The following is a 13,245-nucleotide window of genomic DNA, read 5'->3' as shown; positions in this document are numbered from 1 at the left end:
TCCCATAACTTGAAGATATGGAACATCTTTAATGGCTGAGTCTACTAAGGCGTCGGGCACGACGCAGGCTGCAAAACAACTGGGGCGCCAGGCAAAACAACCAAGACCAATCAATTGGTGGTTTCTGGTGCTTATATGGAGTTACTGGTTGGTGGTCCTTACACCCGTGACAAAGAGGAGCACCTTTTTGGTCATGCGGCGCTGCGTGTGGTCGTTGGCAGTAAAGACATTACATACGATTTTGGACGATATGGTAAAACCTGGGGAACCTTTGATAGCGAAGGTGAGGGCGTTTTAAACGTCTGGACCTCTTTCAAAACTTACATTTCCGGAAAGAATAGCCTCGGGCGAACAACGACTGGTTTTGTTTATAATCTGGAGCGCTCCAAGGCTGAGCCCTGCACAGTATCGAGAGATGAGAGGTCTTTCCTGGGCCGAGAGGCAGGCGGCTCGCACGCAGAAATGGACACAGGACGGTATTTTTATGCCGGCAGACTTGCAGGCTATGCTCGAAGGAAATACCGAGGCGCGTTATGACAAAAAGAATGTTTATTAATAAATGGATTGCTTTTTGGTTGGTCGGGCTGGTTTTGATTTATGCAGCCGTTTTGACATTTGTTGTGATTAATAACGGTTCGAGGTCACATGATGTGAAAATGATTAAGACTAAAGAGCCATTGCTGATTGAAGGGCCGAATGGCGATGAAAACTACTATGTACTGCCACTCGGTACCACGCTCTATCACGACAAGAGCTTCCCCGAAGGACATGACCGCTATGTCGTTTATTTGAATCATAAAGGTGCGATAGCACATGATGAAGTGTCGACGAAGCCGGAGTACGGGGGATCGTTTATCGATCCTCTTTGGATTTCAAACATTGATGTAGATACCCTAAAGGAAATCTTCAAACGCTTCCCGCTTTCCAAGGAAGATGTCGTGGCCGCCATAAAATCGAACGAAATTACTCGGGACGATCTCGCGGACATTATCCGGTCATTACCAGAGTAAATTCAGAATAGGTGTGTGTCGGGAGTTGGAGGCTTGAACGTCGATCGAGATTTTCATTTATTTGAATCGACAGGCTCGCTTTCCAGCTCCCCCTCAATTGCCTCACGATCCTTACCCTTGGTCTTCAACTCACTCACAATCACCGCCGCGACAATCAACCCAGCCCCCAGCAACGCAATCGCCGGTAACCGCTCCCCGGCGATCCGTCCGACAATCCCGGCCCACACAGGCTCACCGGCATAAATCAACGTCGCCCGGGTTGGCGAAACGCTTTTCTGCGCCCAGTTCATCGCCACCTGAATCGCCGCACTCGCTGCACCCAGGCCGAGGGCGCTGCACAGCAGGAACCATGAGAAGTCGGGAATGACTTCCTGGGTCGGCACCACCATCAAAAATGCCAACACCGACGTGGTCGCCAGTTGCACCACCGTGACCCGCCGCACATCGACCTGGCCGGCGTAAGTGCTGATCAGGATAATTTCAGCGGCAATCGCAATGGCGCTGATCAACGTGGCGATTTCACCAGGGCTGAAGTTGAACGACGCGCCGGCCGGTCCCGACAACAGCATCAGCCCGGTAAACGCCAGCATGATGCCGATGCTCGGCATCAACCCCGGACGCCGTCCCAGCACCAGCCATTGCAGCAACGGCACGAAGGGCACATACAACGCGGTAATGAAGGCCGACTGGCTGCTGGGGATGCTCTGCAACCCGACCGTCTGCAAGCCATAACCCAGCATGATCGCCACACCGATAAAGGCGCCGGCCTTGAGTTCGAACAGGGTCAGTTCCCGCAGATGACGCCAGGAAAACAACGAGACGATAATCGCCGCCGCCGCAAAGCGCAGGCCGACGAAGAACATCGGGCCGCTGACGGTCATGGCGTGCTGCACCAGCAAAAAGGTGCCGCCCCAGACCATGGTAATCAGCACCAGCACGCACTCGGCCTTGCTGAACCGGGAGAATCGGGAAGAAGCCGGGGAGGAGTTCAACGACGTCATGACCTTGCGCGCTACCTGAGGGCGACGCACAATGCGCCGAATGTTGCGCAGTATACTGCCCAACCCCATCGAGTGAGCAATATAGTGCACAAAGATTCAACGCAGCGGGCTTCGGTCCTTCAGCACGTCAGCCTGAACGTTCGGCGCCTGCGCCACGCGGCCGACATGAGCCAGACTGCGCTGGCGGAAAAGTCCGGGGTCAGTCGCCGCATGCTGGTGGCCATCGAGGCCGGCGAGAAGAACGTCAGCCTGACCACCCTCGACCGCGTAGCCGAAGCGCTCGACGTCGCGTTCAGCGACCTGATCCAGGCCCCGGATGCCCGCGACCCGAGCCGCATCAACGAAGTGGCCTGGGCGGGGACGATTCCCGGCAGCAAGGCCGTGTTGCTGTCCAAAGCCACCGCCACCCGCGAAGTGGAACAATGGGAATGGTGCCTGCAACCGGGCGAGATTTACCCGTCGCAACCGGATGCCGATGGCTGGAGCGAGCAGATTTATGTCTTTGAAGGCTGCCTGACCCTGATGCTCGGCGATACGCCCCACAACATTTCCGCTGGTGAGTTCTATATGTTTGCCAGCAACCAGCCGCACGCCTATCGCAACGATGGGCCGGTGGCTGCACGATTCGTGAGAAACGTGGTGATCTAACTGTTCGCCGATCAAGGATGGACATATTGCTGGTTTGAAGCTGCGCGGATTTCTCGAATAACTCATCAACCTGCTGAAATTAAACGTCATTACTTTCAGACATGACTCCTGCGGAAAGCCCTGGCGCCACTCAACAGAATTCCGGAGTCGGCCCATGACAACCTCTTGGTTTGTCTGGCGCAGCAACTCTGGCTCGCTCAGGGCCATCCCTGCTCAGTTTCAACGACTTGCACAGACCGGTGGAAACCCCGCAACGGCTCAACCGCTGGAGCAAGAGCTCGCCACTGTGGAACGAAGGCGATTTCCGGGCTGGTGCGGGCCGAGCGGGTGGAGGTCTATCGCGGGGTGATTGAGTTTCGCGGTCGCGCTTGATGAACCTTCCATGGGATTGGCGCCTATTATCGTCCAGGAGATTTTCGAGATCGTCGCCCAGCTCAATCGCGACGAGCAGGTGAGCTTCCTGATTGCCGAGCAAAACATTAATGTGGCGCTCAAGTGCGCGTCACAGGACTATGTCCTCGATACCGGCCGGGTGGTGTTGTCCGGCAGCCGCGAAGCGTTGCTGGCGCGGGGCGATCTGCATGACTTCTATCCAGGTAAACACTGAACATTGAGAACGCCATGACTGAAACCCGAAGCGGACAGACGACCGACGTCATCCGCCACGCAGACATCCTGATCATCGGCGGCGGCCTCAGTGGCGCGATGCTCGCGGCGCAGTTGTTGCGTTTGCCCGGCAAGCGCTCGTTGTTGGTGATCGAGCCCCGCGCCGAACTCGGCCGGGGCGAGGCGTACAGCGCGGTCGAGTTGGGCCATACGCTCAACGGCAACGCGGCGCGCATGAGTGTCGACCCGGACAATGCCGATGACCTGACTCAGTGGCTGACCGAGTACATCGTGGCCGGAGGCTGGCCGGAGTCCGATGAGCAGCATGTGCCGGTCAGCGAACTGTTTCCGCCACGGGGGATTTTCGGTTTGTACGTGCAGCAGCGCCTGGCCGAGGCGCAAGCGGGGGGCGCCTTGAATGGCTCGACCGTCGAACATGTACGGGCCGAGGTGGTTGACCTGCAAGCGCTGGACGATTCGGTGCGGCTGAGCTTGAGCGACGGCCAGCGGTTGCAGGGTGGGTATGCGGTGCTGGCCACGGGAATGTTCCCTGCTGCTCGTACGCCGCAGACAGAATCCAGCGGTTTGAACGCTGCGGCACTCGATCCCTGGGATGTCGCGGCCATGCGTCAGCTCGACCCGCAATCGACGGTGCTGATCATTGGATCGGGCCTGACCATGGTCGATGCCGTGGTGTCGCTGGAACAGGCCGGGCATCGCGGGCCGATCGAAGTGTTTTCCCGGCATGGGCTGCTGCCGCATGTGCGTCGGCAACCGCCGGCCTGGGCGGATTTTCTGGCCGAGGATCACAGCATTCGCACGCCGCGACAGTTGGTGCGCGAACTGCGCCGGCATTGCCGGGATGCCATTGCGCAGGGTATCGACTGGCAGGCGCCGCTGGATACGGTGCGGGCGCACATCGGCCGTTTGTGGCATCAGGCAACGGACGTGCAGCGTCGGCAGTTTGTACGGCATGTGCGGCCGTGGTGGGAGAGTCATCACCACCGTTCGCCGCCGTTGAGTGCGGAGTTGGTGGCGCGGTTGCACGGGGAAGGGCGGTTGCGGATCCAGGCGGCTTCGTACAGGGGGCTTGAGCCTTCTTCGTGTGATCAGGTGAGCATTCGGATTCGCCGTCGTGGTGAAGCTGAAACGGTGGTTGTCAGCGGGGCAGCGTTGATCAATTCCAGTGGCATCGAGTACGACTGGCGGCGAGTGGCGCGACCGTTGCCGCAACAGTTGCTGGCGCGCGGTCTGGTGCGACCGGGGCCGCTGGCGCTGGGTATTGCGGCGACGGTCGATGGCGCGGTGCTGGGGGGAGATGGGCGGGTTGTCGGTCGGTTGTTTGCCATGGGGCCGCCGTTGCGGGGGATGTGGTGGGAGAGTACGGCGGTGACTGATGTGGCTAGTCAGGCGAAGGCTCTGGCTCTGCGTCTGGCGGGGTCGAGGTAGCGGGCATTTCGCCCCTGGCGTACGGGGGTGTCTAGCCATACCCTCGCTCCGCGGGTTGCCCACTGCCAGCCTGAGTTATTTGCCACCAATTAGCCGAATAGCATCCGTGAACAACGTGGTGGGTTTACACAGCTAGCTCCCACAGGGGGAACGCGTACGCTTCAAATGACAGGCCGCCCCCGGCCAAGGATGGCCGATGGCTGCGGGCGGCAGGACCATAAGGCGCCGTTACCGCAGAAACGGATATGTACCCGAACAAACAAAAGAACCCCCGGAAAGACCAAATCTTCCCGGGGGTTCCTGTTTCCAGCAGTACAAACCGGCAAATCAATAACGCTGATACTTCGACCCAAACTCAGGACGGTTTTCAGCCACGTAAAGTGTGCTCGCCTGGCTGTCTTTTTGATCAACACCCACCGTATTCACATTCAAAGTAGCCGGCTGACTCACCTTCGCTGCCGCCGCAACCACTGGCAAAGTAGCGTGAGGTGCAGCAATGGCCGACGTAGCACCAAGAACCGACAGGGCGAAACCAAGACCGATAATGCTTTTCATGATGTAACTCCAGAAGCGTGGGAAGAAGATGGGCCCACTGTAGTGCTGGAGCTTCAGAATGAAAAAACACCCTGACGCATAGTCGTTATCGAGAACGTTGATCCATCGTCAGCGCGGCGTGCGATCCACCAGCCAGCGCTGCTTGAGTTTTTCCAGGCGCCCGTCCCGGCTCATCTCATCCAGCGTCTGCTGCCAGCGCGCGATCTGGCGCGCATCGGTCCGCGGTGAAAAGGCGATGTAGGTGGCTTGCTTCATCAACGGGATCTGATAGTGCAACTGCTCGGGTGGTACACCTTCCTCACGGGCCATGCGGGTGACGGACAGCGTGTCGGCCACCACGAATTCGGTACGGCCCAGCCGTGCCAGACGCATCATTTGTTCGGGTGTTTGCACGCCGTACAGATTGCTCAGGTCCTGTTTCTGCAAGTAGCCGTAGACCAGCCATTTCCGTGGAACGGCAATTCGACCCTGACGGCTGGCCTCCAGCAAACTGCGCACCCGTTGCCGGTTGCTGTCCGTGGAGAACAGTGCGGTTTCCACCTCCATCAAGGGGCCGACCCACTGATACTGGCTGTCACGCTCGGCGGTGCGCAACACGGTGAATACCCCGGTGGCAGGCTCAGTGCTCGCCACGCGCAAGGCACGCAGCAACGGCACCTGTTGAAAGTGCACCTGATCGCCGGCAGTGTCGGCCAGCGCCTGCACCACATCCACGCCGAACCCCACCATCGCGTTGCCCTGCTGAAAATGCAGGGGCGGATGGTTGTCGGTGAGCATGTTCAGGTCTGCCGCGACCGCAGTAAATGTCAGGAAAGACAGCAGACAGCCGGCCAAGCGCTTCATGAATCGTCCTTGATGAAATGAAGCGCAAATCTTAGTACGCGCCTGCTGCGACTGTCCCGCGCAATCGTCGGGCTTTTGCGTCAGAACTGAGGATTTATGCGTATCGCTCGTCCCGGTGGGAACGATGAGGCAAAAAAAAGCCCGGGGTCTCCGGGCTTGGGGTGTTGCGGATTAACCTGTAATCAATACCGCTGATATTTCGAACCGAACTCGGCGCGGTTTTCCGCAACCACCACACCCCCTTGTACGGCGTTCTTCGGGCTGACCAGCGCAACACGTTCACGCAGTTCTTGCAGACGATCGGCACCGCCTTCAGCGACGCGATTCTCGATCAGGCGATCAGAGCCGCCTTCAGCCACACGTTCACGCAGCTCTTGCAGACGATCAGCACCACCTTCAGCCACACGATTCTGTAGCAGGCGGTCCGAACCACCTTCCACCAGCAGTTGCTGAACCTGGCTGTGGGACGCGGTGCTCGCGGTGTTGGCCGAGGCCAGGTTTGACAGGCCAAGACCGCCTACCAGTGCCAGACCGAGTGCCAGGGACGAGACTTTCGAGAAGTTGAACATGATTGATTCTCCGTGCGCTTGTGTTTGAGTGAGGCGGTAGCGGCTGCTATCCGGTGAACACAGTTAAACGCTCGGGTGTATCGCAGATGTGTGCCTGAACGGGGCGAAATCGGCTTTTGCGTATCTGTCGTGGCCTCCTATACACAAGGATACAAATCCCCATGAAAAAGCCGCGATGCCTGCCTGAACCAGCCGTTTGCGTTCAGGGCCGAATGTGCAAACCATCCTCGGCGAACTGCACCGGGCCCTGGTAAGCACGGTGGATCGACTGCGTGACCGCATCGCGGGATTCGTCGATGTCTCGGGACAGATGGCTAAGCAGCAGGCTCGACACTTGTGCTGCGGCGCTGATCTTCCCGATGTCGCCGGGCGCAGTGTGCAGGTTGTAGAGCGCGGGTGGGGCGTCGGGCGGATCGAGGACCGGGGCGTTGAACACCAGCAGGTCGGAGCCCCTGGCGATGTGTGTCAGCGCGGCATGGCCCTGTGCATCGATATCGCCACTGAAGGTGATGCTTTTACCCCGGTAATCGACGCGGTAAATCACCGCCGGCGCGTCGCGGTGGTGTCCGGTCACCGCGCTGATCACCAGGCCGTCCTGGCTGAGGAGGGTTTTGGGTGCAGTGAGGTGATCGAGGTCAGTGGTGTTGAAACTCACGGTGCCGGCGAAGTCCTGCACATAGCTGAAGGCCCCGTCCTTGCCGAACATCAGGTCGATGTAGTGACGAGTGGAAGGATAGGGTTGCGCGGCACCCGGTCCGAACACTGTAAAGGTGATGTCCGAACGAGAAGCCACGGCCCGTGCCTTGACGATGCCCGGCAGTTCCGCCACGTGGTCCACGTGCAAATGAGTCAGCAGCACGATGTCCAGGCGGCGGATGTCGAGCTTCGCTTCACCGAGCCGCACGAATGTTCCCGGTCCGGCATCCAGCAGGATTCGCGGCGTGCCATCCACCAGCAACACGTAACCGGCACCGGCACGGCCGCCGGCGCCTGGTCCGCCCGAGCCGAGCACCACCAGTTCCAGTGGCGCCACGCCCGGTTCCGCGGCCATGGCGCCGCTGGTGTCAAGGCTGACACAGAGCGTTGCGGCCAGCAGCAGCGCTGCGCAAAATCGCAGCAGATCGGATAGTGAGATCATCAAGGACAGCGCTCTATGTCGGTGTTTGCAGGTCATGGGAAATCGCTGCCAGCGGTTGCATGCGCTCATTAAGATAGGCCGCAATGCGTGTCTGCATGGCATTGAACACCTTGGCCGCATGAGCGACCTCGGTCGGGCCTTTTTTCGTCCAGGTGCACCGCATAAGTGTTGGGGGCCAGGACAGGGCGAGTTTCATGACTCGGCGCCGAGCAATTCCACCGGGTAGGAAAACACGTAGCCTTCGCTGCGTACGGTTTTGATGTAGGTCGATTCCCGCGAGTCATCCATCAGGCGCTGTCGCAGGCGGCTCACCAGCAAATCAATGGAACGGTCGAACAGGTCGGCATCGCGTCCCTGAGTCAGGTTCAGCAGCTGGTCGCGGCTGAGCACCCGTTGCGGATGATCGAGAAACACGCGCAGCAGTCGATATTCGGCGCCGCTGAGGGCGACCATGGTGCCGTCCTCGTCCAGCAGGTGCCGGGCGGTGGTGTCCAGGCGCCAGCGACCGAAACCCAGCAATCGACCGCTTTCGGTGATCAGCAGGTTGGGCGGCAGCATCCGGGTGCGGCGCAGCACCGCGTTGATCCGCGCCAGCAGTTCGCGGGCGGCGAAGGGTTTGGTCAGGTAGTCGTCGGCACCCATTTCGAGGCCGAGGATGCGGTCGGTTTCGTCGTTGCGTGCGGTGAGCATCAAAATCGGCGTGGCCTTGTGCTTGCCCGAGCGCAACTCGCGGCACAGCAGCAGGCCGTCATCGCCGGGCATCATGATGTCCAGCACGATCAGGTCCACCTGATTGGTTTCCAGAAAACTGCGCATCTGCCGGCCATCGGCAACCACCGTGGTGCGCAGACCGTTTTTCTTCAGGTAGTTGCCGACCAGCTCGCGGATCTCGCGATCGTCGTCGACGATCAGGATGTGGTTCACATGTTCCATCACTCAACCCTCTTTTTATTCGCACGTTGCGCATTCTAAGGAGCCACGTCGCCGCTGCCTGCCGGCCTTTGTATCTCACTGTATCTGAGGATGTAATAGATACACTGGTATACACGGCAGCTTTTTTCGGGGGCGGGTGTATCGAAGTGTATCGAGCGCCCCGTATGACACCTTACGCGTTAAAAGGCCCGGTGCTACGACACATGGCAGATACCTCGGGACGATTGAATGGGTTCCATCGAGACAAGACAACTTGCCTCACACCACTACCCATTGAAACCTTGAGGACATCACCATGAACCGGAACAAACTCGTCGCTGCCAGCTTCCTTGCCGTTCTGAACGTCGCTGCGTTTTCCGCCCACGCCGATGTCCAGAGCCCATCGCAGACCCACGCTGCTGGCTCCCATCTGGACATCAAGAAGGTTATTTCAACGGTAGAAAATGGCGGCAGCCAATGCGGGATCGTCAATGCGCGGATGACGTACCTGGACTCCAGCGGTACGCAGAAAGTGCTGGATTACAGCAAGTTTGCCGAATGCGGCAACCAGGGTGGTTGATCGCCTGGAAGTCGGATACTGATACCTGTGTGAACCGACCTTTGTGGCGAGGGAGCTTGCTCCCGCTCGGCTGCGAAGCAGTCGCAAAAGCTTTTGGGGCCGCTTCGCGACCCAAGCTCCCTCGCCACATCGGCTTGCTCACACTCTATCCGGGTTACGCAACCACGCGATAACACGGCACATACGCCGCGCCACCCGGTAATTTCATCCGGTGCTGGGCAACGAAGGCTTTGAGCAGTTGATCCAGCGGCTGCATCACCGCCGCATCACCGCGAATCTGATACGGCCCGTGCTCTTCGATCAGGCGGATGCCCTTGTCCTTGACGTTGCCGGCGACGATGCCGGAGAACGCGCGACGCAGGTTGGCGGCCAGTTCGTGGGCGGGCAGGCTGCGGCTCAGTTTCAGGTTGGCCATGTTTTCGTGGGTCGGATCGAACGGGCGCTGGAAGCCTTCGTCGATCTTCAGCAGCCAGTTGAAATGGAACGCGTCGTTGCGCTCGCGGCGGAACTGTTTCACCGCTTTGAGACCGGCGGTCATCTGCCGTGCCACTTCAGCCGGGTCGTCGATGATGATCTCGTAATGTTGTTTCGCCGCCTCACCCAGGGTGGCACCGACGAACGCGTCCAGTTGCTCCAGATACGGCGCCGCGTGTTTCGGCCCGGTGAGGATGACAGGGAAGGGCAGGCCCTTGTTGTCCGGGTGCATCAGGATGCCGAGCAGGTACAGGAACTCTTCGGCCGTGCCCGCGCCACCCGGGAAAATGATAATGCCGTGGCCTACGCGCACGAACGCTTCCAGACGCTTTTCGATGTCCGGCAGGATCACCAGCTCATTGACGATCGGGTTCGGCGCTTCGGCGGCGATGATGCCGGGTTCGGTCAAGCCGAGGTAACGACCGCCATGAATGCGCTGCTTGGCGTGGGCGATGGTCGCGCCTTTCATCGGACCTTTCATCACGCCAGGGCCGCAACCGGTGCAGATGTCGAGGCTGCGCAGGCCCAGTTCGTGGCCGACTTTCTTGGTGTATTTGTATTCTTCGGTGTTGATCGAGTGGCCACCCCAGCACACCACAATCTTCGGCTCGACGCCGGGGCGAAGCGTGCGGGCGTTGCGCAGCAGGTGGAACACGTAGTCGCTGATACCCTGGGAAGTGCTCAGGTCGATGCGCTGGGCGTCGAGTTCATTCTCGGTATAGACGATGTCGCGCAGGGCGCTGAACAGCATTTCCCGGGTGCTGGCGATCATTTCGCCATCAACGAAGGCGTCGGCGGGGGCGTTCAGCAGTTCCAGGCGCACGCCGCGGTCCTGCTGGTGGATACGGATTTCGAAGTCCTTGTAGGCTTCGAGGATGGTCTTGGCGTTATCGACATGGGCGCCGGTGTTGAGGATGGCCAGGGCGCACTGGCGGAAGAGGGTGTAGGTGCTGCCGGATCCGGCTTCGCTCAGTTGCTGTACTTCACGTTGAGAGAGGGTTTCCAGGCTGCCTTTCGGGCTGACCGAAGCGTTGATTACTTGACGTTGGGACATTCAATGATCCTTAAAACGATGTCACCCGCCGAGGACGCATGACATCCGAATAGTATGTATCCATAAAAGAAGATGGCACGAACTGCGCGCTATCGCCACGTTCCCCTTTGACGATGAAAAGATGAAAAGGAGCCCCAGCATAGCTAAATCCCCCGCAGAGGCGATAATGCCCCGCAGTCTTTTTGCCCATGTTCCCGAGGAAACCCGTCGCGATGTTCGAAATCCAGCCGCAAAACCCCGAGATTTATCGAAGCCAGACGCGCCGCAGCACGATCATTATCGCCGTGGTTTTCCTGGCCCTGGCGATGGTCCTGTCGACCGCGGCGGTGGCGATGTTCGGCGAGCCGGGGGGGGACAATCTACGCTTCAACGTGGGTGGTGTGTTTGTCGCGGTGCTGTTGATGGTGGCACTCATGCGCGGCACCTTCTGGCATCAGGCGTGGATGGCGCCCGCCGTGTACGGCTGGCAGCTCAAGCGCAGCCTGATGAGCATCACCAACGTCATGCATCAGGTCACGGCGGCGGTGGAAAAGGATGATCCCGGCGCCATGAAGCTGCTGCGCTTCTATCACCTGGGGTTGAGCCAGATGCACGAGCTGGACGGCAACTCCAGTGATCACAGCCAATTGATTCGCGAAATGGACCTGCACAAGGCCCGGATGGAAGCGCTGGGCATCGAGACCGATCAGACGCAATTGAACCCGGCGTGGCTTGAGGCATTGAAACAGACGCCGCGCTAACCGGTGTATTGTTGAGGCGTCACGATAATAAAAAGGCGAACGGGATCAGTCGCCACTCATCAAGATTCAGGGAGCGTCATGGGCAATCCGTCCGTCAAAGACCGAATCGAACAATCCCGCCACAGCGTGTCCCTGGTCACCGAACAGGCCGGGGCAAAACTCAAGGTCCGCTCCGCGGTGGTTTTGCTTCTGGCGGTGTGCCTGTCCATGATCGCCATCGTGATCTGGGAAGCCTGGAATTCGCGCCAGTACCATCTGCATGACAAGGGCGTGGCGATGTCCAACCTTGCGCAGACCCTGGCCTCACAAGCACAGGCGACGATCAAGCAGGCCGATACGCTGCTGTTTACGCTGGTGGAGCGCCTGGAAAACGACGGCTTCGAACCGGCCTTGTTGCCTCACCTGGAACGCTTGCTCAGTGCCCAGCGCAGTGAGCTGAGCCAGTTGCACGGCCTGTTCGTCTATGACGAGAAGGGTCGCTGGGTTGCCAATTCCAACGGCGCGGTCCTGCCGGATGCCAGCAACGCCGACCGTGAGTATTTCATCTACCATCGCGATCATCCCGACCGTGGGCCGCACATCGGTCCTTCGATCAAAAGTCGTTCCAGCGGCGAATGGATCATGACGGTGTCGCGCAGGATCAATCACGCCGACGGCCGTTTTGCCGGTGTGGCGCTGGCGACGATTTATCTCAGCCATTTTCTGTCTCTGTACGACAGCATCGACATGGGCCGCAACGGCGTGATCAACCTGATCGCCGACGACGCCAGCATCGTCGTTCGTCGGCCGTTCAAGGACGCGGAGGTCGGCACCAGTCTCGCCAGCAGCCCGCTGTTCAAACAGTTGTTGCCCATGGCCAATTCCGGCACGTCAACGGTCAAGTCCATGTTGGACGGCGTTGTGCGGGTGGTGGGGTTTCGCCGGGTCGAAGGGTACCCGCTGATCGTTTTCGCTGCGCTCGACAGGGATGAAGTGCTGGCCGGCTGGCGTGAGGAGTCATTGCTCAGTGCCGGCATTGTCGCGCTGCTGCTGGTTTTTCTTGGCGTGCTGGGTTATCGCCTCATCAATCTGATGAAGCAGCAGAACCGCATCCAGAGCCAGTTGCTGGATGCCCAGGAAACGCTGATCGAGGTCAATCGCAGCCTGGAACTGCTGGCCCTGGAAGACGCGTTGACCGGGCTGTCCAACCGGCGTCAGTTCGATTTGTTCATCCACTCGGAAATCGGCCGTGCCAAGCGCAGCCTGACCGGCCTCGCATTGCTGATGCTTGATGTCGACCACTTCAAGCTGTTCAACGACCACTACGGCCACTTGGCCGGTGATGAGTGTTTGCGCAATATCAGTGCGATCATCACCGAAAATATCCAGCGCCCCGGAGATCTGGCGGCGCGCTACGGCGGCGAAGAGTTTGCGGTGGTGCTGCCTGGGACCGACTATGTCGGGGCGTTTCTGGTGGCGGAAAAAATCCGTCGCGCGGTGCTGCATGCCGGTATTCGCCACAGCGAAGGCGCAGAAGGCATGGTGACGGTCAGCCTGGGCGTCGCCGCTTACGATCCGACCTCACAAGCCCAGGCTGACGACCTGATTGGCGCAGCGGACAAGGCGCTCTATGTTGCCAAGGCCAGCGGCCGGAACATGAGCGTCATTGCCAACTGAGTCTGCCGGT

At 59.5% G+C, this 13,245-nt stretch carries 14 protein-coding genes and 2 pseudogenes; 8 read left to right on the top strand and 8 right to left on the bottom strand.

Annotated elements, in window-relative coordinates; translation table 11 throughout:
* Positions 1-135 precede the first annotated feature (135 nt).
* The gene (locus ACM1ZW_RS28105) at positions 136-537 is read left to right on the top strand and encodes a hypothetical protein (RefSeq protein ID WP_416739794.1); all 402 of its coding nucleotides are present in this window, start codon (positions 136-138) and stop codon (positions 535-537) included.
* Between the two features lie 8 nt (positions 538-545).
* On the top strand, positions 546-1,010 hold the full coding sequence (locus ACM1ZW_RS28100) for a hypothetical protein (RefSeq protein ID WP_416739793.1): 465 nt from the start codon (positions 546-548) through the stop codon (positions 1,008-1,010).
* A 53-nt stretch (positions 1,011-1,063) separates the two neighbouring features.
* Here the strand turns inward: ACM1ZW_RS28100 and ACM1ZW_RS28095 are convergent, their stop codons facing one another.
* Positions 1,064-2,080: a DMT family transporter gene (locus ACM1ZW_RS28095; protein WP_416739792.1), complete on the bottom strand. Its 1,017-nt coding sequence runs from the start codon at positions 2,078-2,080 to the stop codon at positions 1,064-1,066.
* Positions 2,081-2,095: 15 nt separating this feature from the next.
* Between ACM1ZW_RS28095 and ACM1ZW_RS28090 the strand changes: the two genes are divergently transcribed.
* From ACM1ZW_RS28090 to ACM1ZW_RS28080, 3 genes and pseudogenes are all read left to right on the top strand, one after another.
* A complete protein-coding gene (locus ACM1ZW_RS28090; protein WP_414878405.1) occupies positions 2,096-2,659 on the top strand; it encodes a helix-turn-helix domain-containing protein in 564 nt (187 codons plus the stop codon).
* Positions 2,660-3,020: 361 nt separating this feature from the next.
* Positions 3,021-3,266, top strand: a pseudogene (locus ACM1ZW_RS28085) (ABC transporter ATP-binding protein); the annotation flags it as partial.
* A gap of 14 nt (positions 3,267-3,280) precedes the next feature.
* Positions 3,281-4,714, top strand: coding sequence for an FAD/NAD(P)-binding protein (locus ACM1ZW_RS28080; protein WP_416739791.1), 1,434 nt, complete (start codon positions 3,281-3,283; stop codon positions 4,712-4,714).
* A 327-nt stretch (positions 4,715-5,041) separates the two neighbouring features.
* On the opposite strand, the gene ACM1ZW_RS28075 is transcribed toward ACM1ZW_RS28080, so the two are convergent.
* The 6 genes and pseudogenes from ACM1ZW_RS28075 to ACM1ZW_RS28050 all read right to left on the bottom strand — a co-directional run bounded on the left by ACM1ZW_RS28075 (position 5,042) and on the right by ACM1ZW_RS28050 (position 8,752).
* Entirely contained in the window at positions 5,042-5,269 is a 228-nt protein-coding gene (locus tag ACM1ZW_RS28075; protein ID WP_017339381.1) for a hypothetical protein, read from the bottom strand.
* A gap of 108 nt (positions 5,270-5,377) precedes the next feature.
* Positions 5,378-6,112 carry a substrate-binding periplasmic protein gene (locus tag ACM1ZW_RS28070; RefSeq protein WP_416739790.1) on the bottom strand — a complete coding sequence of 245 codons (735 nt, stop codon included), beginning with the start codon at positions 6,110-6,112 and terminating at the stop codon, positions 5,378-5,380.
* 182 nt (positions 6,113-6,294) lie between these two features.
* Entirely contained in the window at positions 6,295-6,681 is a 387-nt protein-coding gene (locus ACM1ZW_RS28065) for a hypothetical protein (protein ID WP_416739789.1), read from the bottom strand.
* Between the two features lie 202 nt (positions 6,682-6,883).
* Positions 6,884-7,819, bottom strand: a complete 936-nt coding sequence (locus ACM1ZW_RS28060) for an MBL fold metallo-hydrolase (RefSeq protein ID WP_017339378.1) — start codon at positions 7,817-7,819, stop codon at positions 6,884-6,886.
* Between the two features lie 19 nt (positions 7,820-7,838).
* Positions 7,839-7,958, bottom strand: a pseudogene (locus ACM1ZW_RS28055) (hypothetical protein); the annotation flags it as partial.
* A gap of 53 nt (positions 7,959-8,011) precedes the next feature.
* Complete coding sequence (locus ACM1ZW_RS28050) at positions 8,012-8,752, bottom strand: response regulator (protein WP_017339377.1); 741 nt, start codon at positions 8,750-8,752, stop codon at positions 8,012-8,014.
* A 295-nt stretch (positions 8,753-9,047) separates the two neighbouring features.
* Here ACM1ZW_RS28050 and ACM1ZW_RS28045 point away from each other — a divergent pair, with 295 nt between their 5' ends.
* Positions 9,048-9,311, top strand: coding sequence for a DUF2790 domain-containing protein (locus tag ACM1ZW_RS28045; RefSeq protein WP_414879661.1), 264 nt, complete (start codon positions 9,048-9,050; stop codon positions 9,309-9,311).
* Between the two features lie 154 nt (positions 9,312-9,465).
* On the opposite strand, the gene ppnN is transcribed toward ACM1ZW_RS28045, so the two are convergent.
* Positions 9,466-10,839 (bottom strand): nucleotide 5'-monophosphate nucleosidase PpnN, encoded by a 1,374-nt coding sequence (gene ppnN / locus ACM1ZW_RS28040; RefSeq protein WP_017339375.1) that lies wholly within the window; start codon positions 10,837-10,839, stop codon positions 9,466-9,468.
* A 212-nt stretch (positions 10,840-11,051) separates the two neighbouring features.
* Here ppnN and ACM1ZW_RS28035 point away from each other — a divergent pair, with 212 nt between their 5' ends.
* Together ACM1ZW_RS28035 and ACM1ZW_RS28030 are read left to right on the top strand one after the other, a co-directional pair.
* Entirely contained in the window at positions 11,052-11,579 is a 528-nt protein-coding gene (locus tag ACM1ZW_RS28035) for a DUF3087 family protein (protein WP_017339374.1), read from the top strand.
* Positions 11,580-11,657: 78 nt separating this feature from the next.
* Positions 11,658-13,235 carry a sensor domain-containing diguanylate cyclase gene (locus ACM1ZW_RS28030; protein WP_017339373.1) on the top strand — a complete coding sequence of 526 codons (1,578 nt, stop codon included), beginning with the start codon at positions 11,658-11,660 and terminating at the stop codon, positions 13,233-13,235.
* Positions 13,236-13,245: the final 10 nt, after the last annotated feature.

The sequence above is a fragment of the Pseudomonas sp. NFX71 genome (assembly GCF_048079215.1).
Classification (GTDB): Bacteria; Pseudomonadota; Gammaproteobacteria; order Pseudomonadales; family Pseudomonadaceae; genus Aquipseudomonas; species Aquipseudomonas fluorescens_B.
This window is presented reverse-complemented; position numbering and strand designations above follow the sequence as displayed.

Coding starts and splice junctions, on each gene's coding strand:
- ppnN (WP_017339375.1), bottom strand. CDS start 10,839: ATGTCCCAACGTCAAGTAATCAACGCTTCGGTCAGCCCGAAAGGCAGC.
- ACM1ZW_RS28105 (WP_416739794.1), top strand. CDS start 136: ATGGAGTTACTGGTTGGTGGTCCTTACACCCGTGACAAAGAGGAGCAC.
- ACM1ZW_RS28095 (WP_416739792.1), bottom strand. CDS start 2,080: ATGGGGTTGGGCAGTATACTGCGCAACATTCGGCGCATTGTGCGTCGC.
- ACM1ZW_RS28080 (WP_416739791.1), top strand. CDS start 3,281: ATGACTGAAACCCGAAGCGGACAGACGACCGACGTCATCCGCCACGCA.
- ACM1ZW_RS28100 (WP_416739793.1), top strand. CDS start 546: ATGTTTATTAATAAATGGATTGCTTTTTGGTTGGTCGGGCTGGTTTTG.
- ACM1ZW_RS28060 (WP_017339378.1), bottom strand. CDS start 7,819: ATGATCTCACTATCCGATCTGCTGCGATTTTGCGCAGCGCTGCTGCTG.
- ACM1ZW_RS28035 (WP_017339374.1), top strand. CDS start 11,052: ATGTTCGAAATCCAGCCGCAAAACCCCGAGATTTATCGAAGCCAGACG.
- ACM1ZW_RS28050 (WP_017339377.1), bottom strand. CDS start 8,752: ATGGAACATGTGAACCACATCCTGATCGTCGACGACGATCGCGAGATC.
- ACM1ZW_RS28045 (WP_414879661.1), top strand. CDS start 9,048: ATGAACCGGAACAAACTCGTCGCTGCCAGCTTCCTTGCCGTTCTGAAC.
- ACM1ZW_RS28070 (WP_416739790.1), bottom strand. CDS start 6,112: ATGAAGCGCTTGGCCGGCTGTCTGCTGTCTTTCCTGACATTTACTGCG.
- ACM1ZW_RS28030 (WP_017339373.1), top strand. CDS start 11,658: ATGGGCAATCCGTCCGTCAAAGACCGAATCGAACAATCCCGCCACAGC.
- ACM1ZW_RS28075 (WP_017339381.1), bottom strand. CDS start 5,269: ATGAAAAGCATTATCGGTCTTGGTTTCGCCCTGTCGGTTCTTGGTGCT.
- ACM1ZW_RS28065 (WP_416739789.1), bottom strand. CDS start 6,681: ATGTTCAACTTCTCGAAAGTCTCGTCCCTGGCACTCGGTCTGGCACTG.